The following is a 16739-nucleotide window of genomic DNA, read 5'->3' as shown; positions in this document are numbered from 1 at the left end:
GCCCAATGCGCTGCTTGCGGGATGCGGCCAAGCCGCCTAAAGCCGCCGACTGATAGTTTTGACGGCGCGCGCCTTTTGGGCGCCACCGCGATGACGGGTTGATTTGATGCTGCAAATGTTCCGCAAGTTCTTCCACTCCTCGGTGGGCGTGTTCGCTGCTCTGGGGCTGATTGTGATGCTGGCTCTGGCTTTTGCCGCGGGCGATGTGTCGAACATGATCAGCTCGGGCAGCATCACCGGCGGCGATCGTGTGGCCAAGGTGGGCGGCACCGCCATCGGCGCCGCGCAATTGACCAAGCAGATGCAGCAGGCCGTGGAAATCACCCGCCAGCAGCAGCCCGGCATGACGATGAAGACCTTTCTGGCCGAAGGCGGATTGGACGTCGTTCTGGACCAGATGATCGATGGCGAGGCGCAGATGGCCTTTGGCCGCAAGATCGGCGTGATCGCGGGCAAGCGCCTGATCGATTCCGAACTGGCCAAGATCCCCGCGTTTCAGGGCGCAGGGGGCAAGTTTGATCAGAACGCCTATCTTTCGGTTCTGGCCCAGCGCCAGATGAATGACGCCGATGTGCGCGACAGCTTTGCGCGCGATCTGGTGTCGCGTCAGCTCTTGGCCCCGGCCCAATTCGGCGCGACCCTGCCGCAAAGCGCGATCATGCAATATGCCGCCTTGTTGAAAGAACATCGCACCGGCTTTGTCGCCATGCTGCCCTCGAATGCCTTTGCGCCCAAGGGTCTGCCAACACAGGTCGAAGTGACCGCGTGGTACAACAACCACAAGGCCGCCTATACCGTGCCCGAACAGCGCATGATCCGTTACGCCCGTTTCGACGAATCGGCGGTCCAGAAGGCTCCGGCCCCCACCGATGCCGAAATCGCGACCCGCTATAAATTGAACGCCGCGCAATATGCCGCCAGCGAAACGCGCAAGGTGTCGCAGGTGATCGTCATTGGCGAAGCCATGGCCAAGGAGATCGCCGCCGCCGCCGCCAAGGGCGAAAGCCTTGAAGCCGCCGCCAAGGCCAAGGGGTTGAGCGTTGCCTCGCTCGGTCTGGTCAGCAAGGATGCTCTGGCCATCAAGAGCGGCCCTGCTGTTGCCGAAGCCGCTTATGCCGCCAAGGCAGGCGCCACGGTCGGCCCGGTCAAGGGTCAAGTTGGCTGGGCGCTGGTGCGGGTTGATGCGATTGACGCCAAGCCCGCTCGTACTCTGGATCAGGTAAAGGGCGAAATCGCCGCGACCCTGACCGAGGAAAAGCGCAAGGAAACGCTGGCCGCGCTGACCGAGAAGATCAATGATGATTTCGGCAAGGGCGGCGCGCTGTCCGACACGGCCAAGGAATTGGGCGTGACCATGGCGGAAACGCCATTGCTGACAGCCAAGGCACCTGCGGGCGCGGGCCTTCCGGCGGACCTCGCCTCGATTCTGCCCGCTGCTTTTAGCATGGAGCATGAAGGTCAGCCGCAGATTTCCGAATTGGTCGCGGGCAAGAGCTTTGTGATCTTTGACGTGACCAAGATCGTCCCTGCCGCCCCTGCCCCGCTGGCCCAGATCGGCGCGCAGGTGATGGCTGACATCCAGCTTGAAAAGGGCGCCGTTGCCGCCCGCGCCGCCGCCATGAAGCTGCTGGCCGCGGGCAAGAAGGGTGGCGAGTTGGGCGCCGAAGTCGCCAAGCTGGGCGTTGCCCTGCCCCCGGTTCAGCCGCTCAACATGGGCCGCGAGGAAATCATGTCGCGCGGTGGTCAGATCCCGCCTGCCGTCGCCCTGTTCTTTGGCATGGCGCCGGGCACGACCAAGCTGATCCCGATTGCGGGCAATCGCGGCTTTATTGCGGTCCAGCTTAAAGCCATCACGCCGGGCACCGTGGCCGCCAATGATCCGCTGATCGGACAGGTCAAGGGCGAGCTGAACAATCTGGCCGCGCGCGAACAAGGTGAAAGCCTGCGCCGCGCAATCCGCACCGAAGTCAAGGTGGAGCGCAACGAAAGCACCATCAAGACCGTCGCCGCCACACTGGCCGGCGGCAACTGAAGTTCAATAACAAAAGCGAAAGACCCATGACCGACAACACCCATCGCCCAGAAAACTGGGACGCCGCCCTTTCCCTGCTGTCTGGCGGGAATCCGGCGCTGGTGTGGCGTCGCGTCATTGCGGACACCGAAACACCCGTGGGCGCGGCGGTAAAGCTGTTCGCGGGCGAGCGGGGCGATTTCCTGCTCGAATCGGTCGAGGGCGGCGAGGTTCGCGGGCGTTACAGCCTGCTGGGTCTGGCCCCCGATCTGGTGTTCCGCGCCACCGGCCATGCGGCTGAAATCAACCGTGTATGGGCCACCGACCGCGACGCTTTCGAGCCGCTGGCGGGTGATGCGCTCAATGAATTGCGCGCGCTGGTGGAAAGCTGCCGGATGGATGTGCCTGCCGCGCTGCCGCCTGCGCTGGCCTGCATCGTGGGCTATTTCGGCTATGAGACGTTCGGCCTTGTCGAAAAGCTGCCCCGTGCGCCGCAAAGCGCGCTGGAATTGCCGGACATGCTGTTTGTGCGCCCGACGGTGATCCTTGTGTTCGACCGGCTGGGCGATGAATTGTTTGCCGTGGCCCCGGTATGGCCCTCGGACCGCGCGCCCGAGGCCGCGCTGGAAGTGGCGCAGGATCGGATCGACGATGCGCTGCGCGCTCTGGCCGCGCCCGCGCCCGAACCGGTGCGCGCCGGGCCGGACATGCCCATGCCGATGCCGACCCCGGTGATGGCGCCGGGCGATTATGGCAACATGGTCGAGGCCGCCAAGCAGTTCATCGAGGCGGGCGACATCTTTCAGGTCGTGCTGGCTCAGCGTTTCACCGCGCCGTTTACCCTGCCGCCTTTGTCGCTCTATCGATCCTTGCGCCGGGTGAACCCCTCGCCCTTCCTCTATTTCCTCGACCTGCCCGGTTTTGCCGTGGTGGGGTCCAGCCCGGAAATTCTGGTGCGCGTGCGTGACGGTGAGGTGACGATCCGTCCCATCGCTGGCACCCGTCCGCGCGGCAAGACTGCGGCTGAGGACAAAGCCAATGAGATCAGCCTACTGGAAGACCAGAAGGAGCGCGCAGAACATCTGATGCTGCTCGATCTGGGCCGCAATGATGTGGGCCGCGTGGCCGCCAAGGGCACGGTCAAGGTCACCGAAAGCTATACGATCGAGCGTTACAGCCATGTGATGCATATCGTTTCGAACGTGGTGGGCGAATTGGACACGAACCGCGCGGATGCGATTGACGCGGTCTTTGCCGGTTTCCCGGCGGGCACCGTGTCGGGCGCGCCCAAGGTGCGCGCGGGCCAGATCATCGCCGGGCTGGAGCCGGAAACGCGCGGCGCCTATGCGGGCGGCGTGGGCTATTTCGGGCCGGACGGCAATCTGGACAGCTGCATCGTGCTGCGCACCGGCATCGTCAAGGATGGCGTCTTGCACGTACAGGCGGGCGCGGGCATCGTGGCCGACAGCGATCCGGTCTATGAACAGCGCGAATGCGAACATAAATCCGGCGCCCTTTTCGCCGCCGCCCGTGAGGCGGTGCGCGTGGCGCAGGAAGCGGGGTTTGGACAATGAGCGGCAAGATTCTCGTCATCGACAATTACGACAGCTTCACCTGGAACCTGGTCCATTACATCATGGAACTGGGCGCAGAGGTCGAGGTGGTGCGCAATGACGCCATGACTGCGGCGCAGGCCATCGACAGCGGCGCGACCGGTTTCCTGCTCTCGCCCGGCCCCTGTACGCCGAATGAAGCGGGGATCAGCCTCGATCTGGTCGGCGCGGCGGCAGATGCGGGCAAGCCCTTGCTGGGCGTATGCCTTGGCCATCAGAGCATCGGCCAATATTTCGGCGGCACGGTGCAGCGCGGCGGTTTGATGCATGGCAAGACTTCGCCCGTCACCCATGACAACACCGGCCTGTTCGAGGGCATCCCCTCGCCCTTTATCGCCACGCGCTATCACTCGCTGATCGTGACGGATATTCCGGCCTGCCTGCATGTCAATGCGCGCAGCGACGATGGGCATGTCATGGGTTTCCGCCATGTGTCCTTGCCGATCCATGGTGTGCAATTCCACCCCGAAAGCATCGCCACCCAGCATGGTCATGCGATGCTGGCCAATTTCCTGAAGGTTTGCGGGATTGATGCCCGTATTCCCGATGCGGTGGGGCCTGCATGACGGGCCTGCCGGAGGTTACCTCACAACCTTTTGGCGAGGCGGAATCGCAAAGCCTGTTCGGCGCCATTCTGGATCAGAAGGTCAGCGATGAGGTCATCGCGGCCTTCCTCGTCGCCCTGTCGGCACGTGGAGAAACGGCCAGCGAAATCGCCGGCGCGGCCCGCGCCATGCGGTCACGGATGATCGCGGTCCATGCGCCCGAAGGGGCCATCGATGTGTGTGGCACAGGAGGCGACGGGCATCATACACTCAATGTCTCGACGGCGGTGTCGCTGGTCGTGGCGGCCTGCGGCGTGCCGGTGGCCAAGCATGGCAATCGCGCCGCATCCTCCAAGGCGGGCGCTGCCGATACGCTTGAGGCGCTGGGCCTCAATCTGGCCAATGCGGGCGCGCGGGCGGAAACGACGTTGAACGAGATCGGCATCGCCTTTCTCTTTGCCCAGGCGCATCATCCCGCGCTCAAGCATATCGCGCCGATCCGGCGGAAACTGGGCTCGCGCACGATCTTTAACCTGATGGGCCCGCTGGCCAATCCGGCCAATGTTCAGCGCCAATTGGTGGGCATTGCCCGCCCCGCCTATGTCCCGATCTATGCCGAAGCGATCCGCCGCCTTGGCACGGCGCGCAGTTTTGTCATTTCGGGCGACGAGGGCCTCGACGAACTGAGCCTTGCGGGCGGCAATGAAGTGGCCGATGTGCGCCATGACGCCGTGGCCATGCGCCGTGTGACGCCTGCCGATGCTGGCCTGCCGGAATATCCCGTCGATGCGATCAAGGGCGGCGATCCGGCCTATAATGCCGCCGCGCTCGACCGCTTGCTGATGGGCGAACATGGCGCCTATCGCGATGCGGTGCTGATGAATGCCGCCGGGGCGCTGATGGTGGCGGGCGAAGTGAACGACTGGCGCGAAGGCGCCGAAGAGGCCGCAGAGGCCATTGACAAGGGGCTGGCCAAGGGCCTGCTCGATTGCTGGATCAAGGCTTGCTCATGACCGACAAATTGACCGAAATCTGCGACACCAAGCGTGAAGAAGTCGCCGCGCGCAAGCCTTTGGCCAGCATCGCGGATCTGGATGCCCGTGCGAGCGAGCAGACACCGACGCGCGGGTTTGAAGCTGCCCTGCGCGCAAAGGCCGCCGATGGTTTCGCCCTGATTGCCGAAATCAAGAAGGCCAGCCCTTCCAAGGGTTTGATCCGCGCCGATTTTGATCCGCCCGCTCACGCTCGCGCCTATCAGGCGGGCGGGGCGGCCTGTCTGTCGATCCTGACCGACGCGCCCTATTTTCAGGGGCATGAGGATTACCTGATTGCCGCGCGCGCGGCCTGTGATCTGCCGGTGCTGCGCAAGGATTTCATGGTCGATCCGTGGCAGGTGGCCGAGGCCCGCGCCATCGGTGCGGACGCCATCCTGATCATCGTCGCCGCCCTGTCCGACGCGCAAATGCTTGAAATCGAGGCCGCCGCCATCGAGCGGTCGATGTCGGTTCTGGTCGAGGTGCATGACGAGGAAGAAATGGCCCGCGCCGCCAACCTCCAATCGCGCCTGATCGGGGTCAACAACCGCAATCTCAAGACCTTCAAAACCGACATTTCGACGACCGAGCGCCTCGCCGCTCTCGCGCCGGAGGGGACCTTGCTGGTGGCGGAAAGCGGGATCAACACCCATGCCGATCTGCTGCGCCTTGCCCCTTGCGGGGCGCGCACCTTCCTTGTGGGGGAAAGCCTGATGCGGCAGGAGGACGTGACGGCGGCGACGAAGGCCTTGCTCGGGCTTTAACTCCAAAGCTCTGGATAACGCAGCATCAGCGCCTGTGCCAGGATCAGCGTTTTGGCATCTTCCAGCGTGCCGTCCATCACCATGTCACGCAACGCGTCGAGGCCAATCTCAACGACGTTGATATGCTCATCCTCGTCTTCTGCTCCGCCGCCATCGCCCACGCGATCGGCGGCGGTATATTGCGCCAGATACAGCATGACCCGTTCCGTCGACAGCGGCGGGATGGGCCAGATATTGGAAACCGGTTCCAGCGTGGATAGGCGAACGCCACCCTCCTCCATCGCTTCTTTGTGAATGCGCGCTTCGGGCACGGCCCCATCCAGCCCGCCCGCAATCGCTTCGAGCAGAGGCGCCACCCCGGCATCCAGCACCGCCGCGCGCGGCTGCGTCACCAACATCACCACGCGGCGTTCCCGGTCATAAGGCAAAACCGCGACAGCCTGTCCATTATCGATCAGATGCCTTTCGGAAATCATGCCGTCAGGCATCCGCAATTCCAGCCGAAAAAACCGATACCATCCATCATAGATCAAATGCCGGGCAATAATTTCCGCCATATTTGTTCGGTCCCTCAAAAACTTGGCATGACTCTATCGCAGTTCGCGCATTTCTTCGTTGCCTGATGCCTCCGCTTTGGCAAGAGAGAAGCATGAGCGAATTGACCCATCTCGATGCCCAAGGCCATGCCCGCATGGTCGATGTCGGCGCCAAGGCTGAAACCGCGCGGATTGCGATTGCCTCTGGCCGTATCCGCATGAACGCGGCGGCGCTGGTCGCGATCCGCGATGGCAATGTGCCCAAAGGCGACGTTCTGGCCGCAGCCCGCATCGCCGGGATCATGGCGGCCAAGAAAACCGCCGATCTCATCCCGCTTTGCCATCCCTTGCCCCTGCACAGCGTGACCGTCGATTTCACCGTCGAGGAAGGCGCGATCCGCGCCACCGCCATGGCCAGCCTGACCGGCAAGACGGGGGTTGAAATGGAGGCTTTGACCGCCACTTCGCTCGCCCTTCTGACGATTTACGACATGGCCAAGGCCATCGACAAAGGCATGGTCATCGAAGAAGTGCGCCTGATCGAAAAACGGGGCGGCAAATCCGGCGACTGGAAAGCAGAGCTATGACGCGCGCGCCCTTGCCCCTTGAAGAGGCGCAGGCGCGAGTTCTGGCTCTAGCCACTCCGACAGCCGGCGAAGCCGTGCCAATTGAGGCCTCGCTAGGGCGTTACCTGTCCCAGCCGCTGCTGGCCCGCCGGACACAACCGGCGGCTGATCTTTCGGCCATGGATGGCTATGCTCTGGCCCCCGGCGATCTGGGCGGGCCGTGGACCGTCGTGGGTGAAAGCGCGGCAGGGCACCCCTTTGGCGGCACCGTTCAGCCCGGACAGGCCATTCGTATCTCCACGGGCGCAATGGTGCCCGATGGCGCCGGAATCGTCCTGTGTCAGGAGGACGCAGCAAGGGACGGCGACCGCCTAACCCTGACCGGAACGCCGCCCCAACCCGAAGGACGGCATATCCGGCGCAAGGGGCTGGACTTTAGCCATGGCGACGAGGTCTTGCCGGCAGGCACAAGGATCGGGCCGGCGCAAATGGCCTTGGCCATCGCGGCGGGGCATGGCGAAATTTCGGTCCACCGCCGCCCGCGTCTGGCCATTTTGGACAGCGGGGATGAATTGGTGGCGCCCGGCCTCGATTGCCCGCCCCACCGCCTGCCCGCCAGCAACGGCGCAATGTTGGCGGCGATGGCATCAGGCGTGGCCGGAGACATCCTGCGCCTTGGACCAGTGACCGATGATCTGTCTGCGCTGGACGCCGCCTTGGCGCGTGCAGGCGATGTTGATGTGATTGTCACCAGCGGCGGCGCATCGGTGGGCGATCACGACCTGATCCAGCCCGCCTTGCTGAATTGGGGCGCGCAGGTCGATTTCTGGAAGGTCGCGATCCGGCCCGGCAAACCCCTGCTGGTGGCGACGCGCGGGCATCAGATCGTGATCGGCCTGCCAGGCAATCCGGTGTCCAGCTTTGTGACCGCGCATTTGTTCCTGCTGCCGCTGCTGCGCGCGATGCAGGGGGCAGCCAATCCTTTGCCCAGGACCGCGATGGCGCAATTGAGCGAACCGCTGGGTCCGGGGGCCGACAGGCGCGAATTCATCCGTGGATGGTGGGACGGCCAAAATGTCCTGCCACGTCCTATGCGCGATTCCTCTGCGCTGGCGGCGATGGCGGCCAGCAATTGCCTGATCGAACATATGGCGAATGCACCATCGGCGGCGGCCGGCGATAGGGTGAAGATCCATTTGATCGAAAATGGCGGAAGCGCTTGACGTAAGGGCAATGGTTGCGTAATTGTTCCGCAATTGTTCACGCAACACCCCCGTTGGGAGGTCACAATGCTCACCCGGAAACAGCATGAATTGCTGCGCTTCATCCAAGCCAGCCTTGAGGAAACGGGCGTTTCGCCCAGCTTTGAGGAAATGAAAGAAGCGCTCGATCTGAAGTCGAAATCGGGGGTGCATCGCCTGATCTCCGCTCTGGAGGAACGCGGTTTTATCCGCCGCCTGCCCAACCGCGCCCGCGCTTTGGAAGTGTTGCGCCAGCCCGAAGACGTCACCCCGCCGGTCGCGGCCAAGGCTGCGGCACCCAAGAAGGTGGTCGAGGCACCCAAGCCTGTCGTGCCCGCCGCGGCCAATGACGTGGTGGAAATCCCGCTGCATGGGCGCATCGCGGCCGGCGTTCCGATCGAGGCAATGGAAGGTCAGACCATGCTGCCGGTCCCGGCGGCCTTGCTGGGTTCGGGCGAACATTACGCGCTTGAGGTTTCGGGCGATTCCATGGTCGAAGCGGGCATTTTGGACGGCGATCTGGCACTGATCCGCAAGACCGACATTGCGCGCGAAGGCGAGATTGTCGTCGCCCTTGTACGCGGCGAGGAAGCGACGCTGAAATATCTACGGCGCGAACGCGGTCTGGTCCGCCTGGACCCGGCCAATGCGGCCTATGACCCGCAATATTATCAGCCCGGCGAAGTACAGGTTCAAGGCAAGCTGGCCGGCTTGCTCCGCCGGTATCATTAAGCACCCTGCTTGATCGGGAGGGGGTTGTAACGCCCTCTCCTAATCATCACCTATCGTCATATCCTGCTTTAGACGTCATATCCTGCTTTAGACTAGGCGCGCGCCACCACGGATGTTGCCCCTGCCCCTGCGCCACAGTGACAATTTTCCCTCGGTTCAGATAGATCGCCATCCCGCCGGTCCGATAGAGCAGCGCCTCATCCGCGCGCAGGAAACGGGGGCGGCACGAAGGCTGTAACGCCACCCGTGAGACGACAATATCGACCGCCGCACAAGCCTTGGCCATCGCCGCTTCGTCAACAAAGCCTTCCCCCCGCGCCGCAAGGATGGCCCAATCCCGCTCTCCTTGCCTGATCGTGACACGACAGAAGCTTTGATTGCAGGTCGAGCCACGCCACTGTTCAATCGGCAATACAGCGCCAGACAGCCCGGCCGCTTCCTGCATGGCATCCGAAGTGTAATTTGAACGCCCTTGACCCATTACCAGCAATTGCCCGGTTTGCGGATCGATCAATCCCAATTGACGTCCGTCACCCGTGATCATGACATCGGGCGGCGCTGATAATGCCAGCCACAGGCAACCAAGGACCGCAGGCACCAGTCCCAGCAGTCGAATAGTCCCGCGCCAAAGCGCCAGCCATAACAGGCCCAGCACGATGAAAGCATAGGTGCCCCCCGCCATAACCGACAATTGCGTCACGGCATCGGGCCGCGCGCCCACCCATCGCGCAAGCCCAATCAGGCCATCCAGCGACAAGCCGCAAAGGCCCCAGAACGGCCCGCCCATGCCAATCATATCGAAAACCAAACCCGCGGCAATCAAAGGCATAGTGACAAAGGTCGTCAGCGGGATGGCAACCAGATTGGCGAGCGAGCCATAGATCCCGGCGCGGTGAAAGTGATAGAAACTGACCGGCATCAGCGCCAATTCTATGACCATGCCCGTCATCAGCAACATGGCAATGTGCCGACCCAAACGGATCACCCAGGCTTCTTCCCGCCGGGCAAGAAAGGCCCGAACCGGGGTCGCTTCATGCAGGGCCACAATGGCCAGAACCGAACCAAAGCTCATCTGAAAGCTGGGTCCGATAACGGCTTCCGGCCAAAGCAGCATCACAAAAGCCGCCGCCACGGCCAAAAGACGGATCGAAAAGGGTTGTCGCCCGGCCGCAATCGCCGCCAGAGCCAGCAAGGCACCAAGACAGGACCGCACCGTCGGCACCTCGGCCCCCGTCAACAACGTATATCCGACCGCGGCCAATCCCCCTGCACCACTGGCCACGATCGGCAAGCGAATCCGCAGAACAAGCCATGGGCAGAGGGCCAGCAGACGCAGCGCAAGAAAATAGGCCCCCGCGACAACGGCGCTGACATGAAGGCCGGAAACGGAGAGCAGATGGGTCAGCCCCGCATCACGCATGGCCGCCTCGTCCTGTGGTGTGATACCTCCGCGCTCACCACTGGCAAAGGCTGCGGCCATGCCCCCCGCCGATCCGGGTAAAACGGCGCGGATATGCGCGGCCAGCGCATGACGCATCCGCGACAGGCCCTGCGCGCGCGGGGCCGATTCGACCGTCACCGGACCCAGAGCGCTGCCCGTTGCCGCCAACCCGCTGAACCACGCCGCGCGTGCAAAATCATAGCCTCCCGGTAAACGCGGTGGCGCAGGTGGAACAAGCCTCGCCCGCATTTGCACATAGGCCCCCTCCACCGCCCCCGAAGCGGAATCGCCGGTTTTCAGCGTGATTCTCGCCTTGATCGCCCTTTTTTCGCCCGGCAAACGCAGCCCCAGGATCAGGCGAATCCGCGATTGGGCGGGCAATTCCTGACGCTCCACCACAATGGCTCGTATATTCAAGACCATAGGCGCGGGAATCGCCGGCGTACCGACCAAGGTCGATTTGGCCCAAACCAGCCCGCAACCCAAGGCGACGGCCAAGGCCATCGACATCATCGCCTTGGCCAGACACGGCCATCGCCCCTTGGGCCCCAGCAACACGCCGGCAAACAGCGCGACGGAAAAACATATTGCTATCAACAATATCCATTGAAGCGGGCCAAAGAGCGCAAACCACGCCGCCACGCCTCCGGCCATGCCCGCCGCCAGCCATGGCGCCAGCGTCGATCCGGCCCGCAACAGAAATTGCTCTAAGACCAAAGCAAAACTTGCCAAGCGCGCGCGGCTGCGCCAAGGGCCATGTTGCGTTGCAGCGCCATCCCCCCCGAAAGAGGCGGAACGCTGGGCCGTTTGGGTGTTGCTCTGGGTCGCGTGAACCATGGGCCCTATTAGGACAGAAAGGACAAGGGAATGACAAGTTCGGGGTTGGCTGGCAGCAATAGCACCGGCAAACGCCCTGTTGTCACTCGTTTTGCGCCTTCGCCCACAGGTTTTCTGCATATTGGCGGCGCGCGCACGGCTTTGTTCAACTGGCTTTATGCCCGCGCCAATGGCGGGCAATATCTTTTGCGTATCGAGGATACCGACCGCGCGCGTTCGACCGATGCGGCCATTGACGCGATCTTTGATGGTCTGCGCTGGCTGGGTCTGGACGGCGATCAGCCCGCCGTGATGCAGTTCGAACGTTCGCCCCGTCATGCCGAGGTAGCGCATAAGCTGCTGGACGCGGGCTACGCCTATCGCTGCTATCTGACTCAGGAAGAGCTGAGCGCGATGCGCGAAGCGGCGCAGGCCGAGAAGCGTCCGTTCCGTATTCAGTCGCCCTGGCGCGACGCGACGCCCGATCAGTGGCCCGCCGATCTGCCCTATGTGGTGCGCATCAAGGCGCCGCGTGAAGGCGCGACCGTGATCGACGATCTGGTTCAGGGCAGCATCACGGTTCAGAACGTTGAGCTGGACGATTTCATCATTCTGCGCTCTGACGGTACGCCGACCTATATGCTGGCCGTGGTGGTGGACGATCACGATATGGGCGTGACCCATGTGATCCGCGGCGATGACCATATCAACAACGCCTTTCGCCAGTTGGTGATCATCCGTGCAATGGATGCCATCGAAGGTGGCCAAGGACATGCATGGCCGGACCCGGAATATGGCCATATCCCGCTGATCCATGGCGCGGACGGGGCAAAGCTGTCCAAGCGCCACGGCGCGCTGGGCGTGGACGCCTATCGTGACGAAATGGGCCTGCTTCCCGAAGCGGTGCTGAACTATCTGATGCGTCTTGGCTGGGGGCATGGGGATGAGGAAATCATCTCGATTGCCCAAGCCATCGAATGGTTCGACATCAAGGATGTGAACAAGGGCGCCTCGCGCTTTGACTTTGCCAAGCTGGCCAATCTCAACGGCCATTACCTGCGCGAAGCCGATGATGCGCGTCTGGCGCAGCTGGTCGCGCCGCGCATCACGGACCTGTCGGTCGAGATGAATTTGCTGGCGCAGGCAATGCCCGTGCTCAAGGTTCGCGCCAAGGATCTTAACGAATTGGCCGCTGGTGCGCGCTTCCTCTTTACCGTGCGCCCGCTGGCGCTGGAGGAGAAGGCGGCCGCGCTGCTAACCGACGACGCGCGTTCGATTCTTCAGAAAATTCACGCAACGCTGTTGCAGGAAACGCACTGGACAATCGAGCCCCTGGAGGCCACGGTCAAATCACTGGCCGGCGAGCTTGGTCTTGGTCTTGGTAAACTGGCCCAGCCGCTTCGCGCGGCTTTGACCGGGCAAACTACGTCTCCCGGTATTTTCGATGTTTTGATCCTACTTGGGCGAGAGGAAAGCCTCGCGCGCATCGCGGAGCAAATGGAAACCACAAAAATCTAAGCATACTACAAGGAGTGTTGCGGTGGGTGATACGGCAAAGTTCATCGTCGAGGGCAAGGAAGTTGAATCTCCGATCCTGAAGGGCAGCGTTGGTCCGGATGTCATCGACATCCGCAAGCTTTATGCCCAGACCGGTGCGTTCACTTATGACCCCGGCTTCACTTCGACGGCATCGTGCGAAAGCGCGCTGACCTATATCGACGGCGACGAAGGTGTGCTGCTGCACCGCGGTTATCCGATTGGTCAGCTGGCCGAACAGTCGTCCTTCATGGAAGTTTGCTATCTGCTGCTGAACGGCGAACTGCCCAGCGCCAGCGAGCTTGACACGTTCTCGCGCACGATCACGCGCCACACGATGGTCCATGAACAGCTGTCGAGCTTCTTCAAGGGCTTCCGTCGCGACGCGCACCCGATGGCCATCATGGTCGGCGTGGTTGGCGCGCTCTCGGCCTTCTATCATGACTCGACGGACATCTCCGATCCGGTGCAGCGCCGCATTTCGGCCCACCGCCTGATCGCCAAGATCCCGACCATCGCCGCCATGGCGTACAAGTATTCGGTGGGTCAGCCCTTCGTCTATCCCGACAACAAGCTGTCCTATGCCGGCAACTTCCTGCGCATGACCTTTGGCGTTCCGGCCGAAGAATATGAAGTTGTGCCCGCCGTCGAAAAGGCGATGGACCGCATCTTCATCCTGCACGCCGACCACGAACAGAACGCTTCGACCTCGACCGTGCGTCTGGCCGGTTCGTCGGGCGCCAATCCGTTCGCTTGCGTTGCGGCCGGTATCGCCTGCCTGTGGGGCCCGGCCCATGGCGGCGCGAACGAAGCATGCCTCAACATGCTGCGTGAAATCGGTACCCCGGACAAGATCCCGCACTATATCGAGCGCGCCAAGGACAAGAACGATCCGTTCCGTCTGATGGGCTTTGGCCACCGCGTGTACAAGAACCGCGACCCGCGCGCGACCGTGATGCAGAAGACCGTGCGCGAAGTGTTCGAAGCACTCAACGTGCAGGATCCGCTGTTCGAAACCGCTCTGCGCCTCGAAGAGATCGCGCTGAACGATCCTTACTTCGTCGAAAAGAAGCTGTTCCCGAACGTCGACTTCTATTCGGGCATCATCCTGTCGGCCATCGGCTTCCCCACCACCATGTTCACCGTGCTGTTCGCTCTGGCGCGCACCGTGGGCTGGGTGGCTCAGTGGAACGAAATGATCGAAGATCCCAGCCAGAAGATCGGCCGTCCCCGCCAGCTCTACACCGGCCCGACGCAGCGCGACTACGTGCCCGTTGGCCAGCGTTAAGCCTTAAGGCTCGACCATTCACGAACGCGGGGGAAGGGAAACCTTCTCCCGCGTTTTTGTTTTGGGGTTGAGTTTTGAAAGAAGGCAATGATGCGAGGGTCTAGACCCTCGCGCTCCCATTACTGTCTGCGTTGTGCCACTGGTTCGGCGTGAAATGATCGACGCAACGTCACAATATTTAAAGCCTGCGGCGCCCTTTATCTGCGCCGCAGGCTTTAAATTTAACGTCATAAGAAAGCAAAACTGCTCCCATTATCGGGATTGCAAAGGGCCCCCGCCCTTTGCCCGCCGGAGGCAATCCTTACGCCTGAACCGGCAAGGTCAACACAAACCGCGCGCCCTGCCCGGCATGGCTGTCGACACTCAATTCCCCGCCCATGGCGCGGGCCAAGCGGCGCGAAATATAAAGGCCCAGCCCCGACCCACCATCACCGCTGCGCCCAAGGCGTTCGAATTTGTCGAAAACCCGAGCGGCATCCTGCGGCGACAGGCCCGGCCCTTGATCGGCAACGGTGATCCGGGCCACGCCCGCGCCACCCGTCAGGATAAGCAAAATCGACGAATTTTCAGGGCTATAGCGAATGGCATTACCAATCAGGTTCAAAAGCACCTGAAGCACCCGACGAAACTCTCCGACCGCCGGCAATGAGGCACCTTCGTCCGGCGCGTGGATGGCAATCCCTTTTTCCCGCGCGCGAACGCCCAGAATGCCCGCCGCCCGCCGCGCAACATCGGCCAGATCGATCCGGTCCGCCGCCGGCGCAAACCCTTCCGCCTCGATGACCTCCATATCGGACAGGTCCTCGATCAAGGTCAAAAGATGTTGCCCGGCCGAAGCAATATCCCCCGCATAACCGGCATATTCCTCGGTCAGCGGCCCCGCCCGGCGCGTGCGGATGGTTTCGGCATTGGCGATGATCCGGGCAATAGGTTGACGCAGAACCGGCGCCAATTCGCGGCCAATCACGGAACTTGCCTTGGCCGGAGGGGCTTCGACCTCCTGCTCGGGCTCATTCACGCGGGGCAAGGGCTGTTCGCTGGTCAGGCACAGATCAAAACCCAGCGTCTCACCCTCCGGCCCGGTTTGGGGCAAAATGGTTGCCCGCCACCCCCGCGCCGACCCCGGCACAATAACGCTGGCACCGTCCAGCAGGCGCCAATGGAGGGGCTGCTTCAATCCGCTGCCAGGCAATTGCACGAAATCGGTCCAGGGACGGCCCAATCCGGCGCGCATGGCATGGGTGGCCTCCACCAGATCGCTGGCCGAGGATTCGACCGCCATCAAACGTTGATGCGGGTCCAGACGCGCCGTCAATTCGGCCAGTGCCCGGTCAATCTCGGACTTGCGGCGGTTGGCCAGATCGGCCGGTTCCGGCGGCAGGCTGCTGGCCTGCCAATGACGAAGGATGATCAGGCAGCCGCCTTCCTGCGGCGTTACCTCGATCCATGCGCGAATGGTTTCCTGACCGTCCTGCGCGATGATGGGCCGCGCCAGTTTCAAGCCAAATCCGCGCGCTTTGCTGACCAATTCGCGCAATTCGGGAACGGCAATCGCGCCGGGGATCGTCCCACCGCACCGCATTTGCAGCGCCGAAAGCGGTTCGTCCGCCCGCAGCAGCCGATCCTCGCCATCACTTTGCGCCTCGACCTGAATGCGCTCGGGCGCGCTCATGGAAGCCGTCCCAAAGCCTGCGCCGCTTCGACCAGCAATTCACCGGCGCGCTCAACGCTCAAACGCGACAAGCCATCGGGGCGGATCGTCTGTGGATGGAGGATCAGCAAATTCTCCTCGATCACCCCGAGCTTTGCACCGCCAGCGCGCAAGGCCACGGCCAATCTGGCCTGCTGTCCGTCGCGCATCGACAACAGGACCGATTCGCGCACCCCATCACCGGCCAGCGCCAGCGCCGAGGCAAACATCGCCACCCCGCCATGCGCCAAGGCCAAAGCCGCCACCGACCCCGGCCCCATCGCCGCGACCAGTCGCGCCAAAAGCCCCAAACGGGTCGAAGCCTCATCATAATTCTGGCGCAGGACATCCGAAGCGCGCGATGCGGCCTCGCCATCATCCTCGGCAGCGACATGCAGCGCGACCAGAACGCCGTGAAGCAATTCGGCGGGCAATTCGCCCAGCGGCAACTGCATCCGGCGCTGATTTTGGGCAAAGCGCGCCTGCGCGGCCAGCAATTTCATCGCCCGCGCCGAGGTTTCCGCCTCTGTCGAGGCAATAAGCGCCTGTAACAAAGGCGACACCACCGGATCAACACCCAGCCGGTCGGCCAGACGCTGCGTCATTTGCCATTCCAGCGCCAGGGCGTGAAGATGCGAGAGCAGGCCCGGCACTTCGGGCAATTGTTCCATCAGCGAATCGAGAATGCCGCCGCGCCCGCCCGCGTCGATAACCCCCATCTCCAGCTGATTCGCCAGATCATCGAGCATCGCGCGCAGCCGCGCCAACACGTCGTCGCCAAACAGTCCCTGATCGCCGCAGACCAGCAAATGCCGCAAGACCGGCACCACCGACCCGACCACAGCATCGCCCCGCGCCAGTTGCAGGCGCAGCGAAGATTCACTCGAATCCCGGCCCAGAGCGTCAGACATACGATCAGTCATAGG

At 62.8% G+C, this 16739-nt stretch carries 14 protein-coding genes; 10 read left to right on the top strand and 4 right to left on the bottom strand.

Annotation, left to right across the window (positions count from 1 at the left end; genetic code table 11):
• Positions 1 to 106: 106 nt before the first annotated feature.
• Genes AC2S2E_RS10185 through trpC form a run of 5 tightly spaced genes read left to right on the top strand, consistent with a single transcriptional unit; the run spans position 107 to position 5967 of the window.
• Complete coding sequence (locus AC2S2E_RS10185; RefSeq protein WP_486522241.1) at positions 107 to 2032, top strand: peptidyl-prolyl cis-trans isomerase; 1926 nt, start codon at positions 107 to 109, stop codon at positions 2030 to 2032.
• A 26-nt stretch (positions 2033 to 2058) separates the two neighbouring features.
• Positions 2059 to 3585, top strand: coding sequence for an anthranilate synthase component I family protein (locus tag AC2S2E_RS10180; RefSeq protein ID WP_486522240.1), 1527 nt, complete (start codon positions 2059 to 2061; stop codon positions 3583 to 3585).
• Positions 3582 to 4190, top strand: a complete 609-nt coding sequence (locus tag AC2S2E_RS10175) for an anthranilate synthase component II (protein WP_486522239.1) — start codon at positions 3582 to 3584, stop codon at positions 4188 to 4190. The genes AC2S2E_RS10180 and AC2S2E_RS10175 overlap by 4 nt, the downstream gene beginning before the upstream one ends.
• Complete coding sequence (gene trpD, locus AC2S2E_RS10170) at positions 4187 to 5182, top strand: anthranilate phosphoribosyltransferase (protein ID WP_486522238.1); 996 nt, start codon at positions 4187 to 4189, stop codon at positions 5180 to 5182. Before AC2S2E_RS10175 ends, trpD begins: the two co-directional genes overlap by 4 nt.
• Positions 5179 to 5967: an indole-3-glycerol phosphate synthase TrpC gene (trpC, locus tag AC2S2E_RS10165; protein ID WP_476102503.1), complete on the top strand. Its 789-nt coding sequence runs from the start codon at positions 5179 to 5181 to the stop codon at positions 5965 to 5967. The genes trpD and trpC overlap by 4 nt, the downstream gene beginning before the upstream one ends.
• On the opposite strand, the gene AC2S2E_RS10160 is transcribed toward trpC, so the two are convergent.
• Positions 5964 to 6524, bottom strand: coding sequence for an NUDIX hydrolase (locus AC2S2E_RS10160; protein WP_476102505.1), 561 nt, complete (start codon positions 6522 to 6524; stop codon positions 5964 to 5966). The two genes, trpC and AC2S2E_RS10160, sit on opposite strands and share 4 nt — an antisense overlap.
• A 92-nt stretch (positions 6525 to 6616) precedes the next feature.
• On the opposite strand from AC2S2E_RS10160, the gene moaC reads away from it, so the two are divergent.
• From moaC to lexA, 3 genes are all read left to right on the top strand, one after another.
• Complete coding sequence (moaC, locus tag AC2S2E_RS10155) at positions 6617 to 7090, top strand: cyclic pyranopterin monophosphate synthase MoaC (RefSeq protein ID WP_486522237.1); 474 nt, start codon at positions 6617 to 6619, stop codon at positions 7088 to 7090.
• Positions 7087 to 8292 (top strand): molybdopterin molybdotransferase MoeA, encoded by a 1206-nt coding sequence (locus AC2S2E_RS10150; RefSeq protein ID WP_486522236.1) that lies wholly within the window; start codon positions 7087 to 7089, stop codon positions 8290 to 8292. Before moaC ends, AC2S2E_RS10150 begins: the two co-directional genes overlap by 4 nt.
• Positions 8293 to 8358: 66 nt before the next feature.
• On the top strand, positions 8359 to 9042 hold the full coding sequence (gene lexA, locus AC2S2E_RS10145) for a transcriptional repressor LexA (protein WP_486522234.1): 684 nt from the start codon (positions 8359 to 8361) through the stop codon (positions 9040 to 9042).
• A gap of 46 nt (positions 9043 to 9088) precedes the next feature.
• Here the strand turns inward: lexA and AC2S2E_RS10140 are convergent, their stop codons facing one another.
• On the bottom strand, positions 9089 to 11320 hold the full coding sequence (locus AC2S2E_RS10140) for a ComEC/Rec2 family competence protein (protein ID WP_486522233.1): 2232 nt from the start codon (positions 11318 to 11320) through the stop codon (positions 9089 to 9091).
• 30 nt (positions 11321 to 11350) lie between these two features.
• On the opposite strand from AC2S2E_RS10140, the gene gltX reads away from it, so the two are divergent.
• Together gltX and gltA are read left to right on the top strand one after the other, a co-directional pair.
• Positions 11351 to 12817, top strand: coding sequence for a glutamate--tRNA ligase (gene gltX, locus AC2S2E_RS10135; RefSeq protein WP_476102517.1), 1467 nt, complete (start codon positions 11351 to 11353; stop codon positions 12815 to 12817).
• Positions 12818 to 12839: 22 nt separating this feature from the next.
• The gene (gltA, locus tag AC2S2E_RS10130) at positions 12840 to 14123 is read left to right on the top strand and encodes a citrate synthase (protein WP_476102519.1); all 1284 of its coding nucleotides are present in this window, start codon (positions 12840 to 12842) and stop codon (positions 14121 to 14123) included.
• Positions 14124 to 14424: 301 nt separating this feature from the next.
• Here the strand turns inward: gltA and AC2S2E_RS10125 are convergent, their stop codons facing one another.
• Together AC2S2E_RS10125 and AC2S2E_RS10120 are read right to left on the bottom strand one after the other, a co-directional pair.
• A complete protein-coding gene (locus AC2S2E_RS10125) occupies positions 14425 to 15795 on the bottom strand; it encodes a sensor histidine kinase (RefSeq protein WP_486522232.1) in 1371 nt (456 codons plus the stop codon).
• Positions 15792 to 16736 carry a hypothetical protein gene (locus AC2S2E_RS10120; protein ID WP_476102523.1) on the bottom strand — a complete coding sequence of 315 codons (945 nt, stop codon included), beginning with the start codon at positions 16734 to 16736 and terminating at the stop codon, positions 15792 to 15794. The genes AC2S2E_RS10125 and AC2S2E_RS10120 overlap by 4 nt, the downstream gene beginning before the upstream one ends.
• Between the last annotated feature and the right edge of the window lie 3 nt (positions 16737 to 16739).

The sequence above is a fragment of the Novosphingobium sp. 550D genome (genome assembly GCF_057401885.1).
The sequence above is the reverse complement of the archived record's forward strand: the minus strand, read 5'-3'. Positions and strand labels throughout refer to the sequence as shown.

Excerpts from the sequence above, each read along its gene's own strand:
- trpD (WP_486522238.1), top strand. The coding sequence starts at position 4,187 with ATGACGGGCCTGCCGGAGGTTACCTCACAACCTTTTGGCGAGGCGGAA.
- trpC (WP_476102503.1), top strand. The coding sequence starts at position 5,179 with ATGACCGACAAATTGACCGAAATCTGCGACACCAAGCGTGAAGAAGTC.
- moaC (WP_486522237.1), top strand. The coding sequence starts at position 6,617 with ATGAGCGAATTGACCCATCTCGATGCCCAAGGCCATGCCCGCATGGTC.
- lexA (WP_486522234.1), top strand. The coding sequence starts at position 8,359 with ATGCTCACCCGGAAACAGCATGAATTGCTGCGCTTCATCCAAGCCAGC.
- AC2S2E_RS10120 (WP_476102523.1), bottom strand. The coding sequence starts at position 16,736 with ATGACTGATCGTATGTCTGACGCTCTGGGCCGGGATTCGAGTGAATCT.
- AC2S2E_RS10160 (WP_476102505.1), bottom strand. The coding sequence starts at position 6,524 with ATGGCGGAAATTATTGCCCGGCATTTGATCTATGATGGATGGTATCGG.
- AC2S2E_RS10175 (WP_486522239.1), top strand. The coding sequence starts at position 3,582 with ATGAGCGGCAAGATTCTCGTCATCGACAATTACGACAGCTTCACCTGG.
- AC2S2E_RS10185 (WP_486522241.1), top strand. The coding sequence starts at position 107 with ATGCTGCAAATGTTCCGCAAGTTCTTCCACTCCTCGGTGGGCGTGTTC.
- gltX (WP_476102517.1), top strand. The coding sequence starts at position 11,351 with ATGACAAGTTCGGGGTTGGCTGGCAGCAATAGCACCGGCAAACGCCCT.
- AC2S2E_RS10150 (WP_486522236.1), top strand. The coding sequence starts at position 7,087 with ATGACGCGCGCGCCCTTGCCCCTTGAAGAGGCGCAGGCGCGAGTTCTG.
- AC2S2E_RS10125 (WP_486522232.1), bottom strand. The coding sequence starts at position 15,795 with ATGAGCGCGCCCGAGCGCATTCAGGTCGAGGCGCAAAGTGATGGCGAG.
- AC2S2E_RS10180 (WP_486522240.1), top strand. The coding sequence starts at position 2,059 with ATGACCGACAACACCCATCGCCCAGAAAACTGGGACGCCGCCCTTTCC.
- AC2S2E_RS10140 (WP_486522233.1), bottom strand. The coding sequence starts at position 11,320 with ATGGTTCACGCGACCCAGAGCAACACCCAAACGGCCCAGCGTTCCGCC.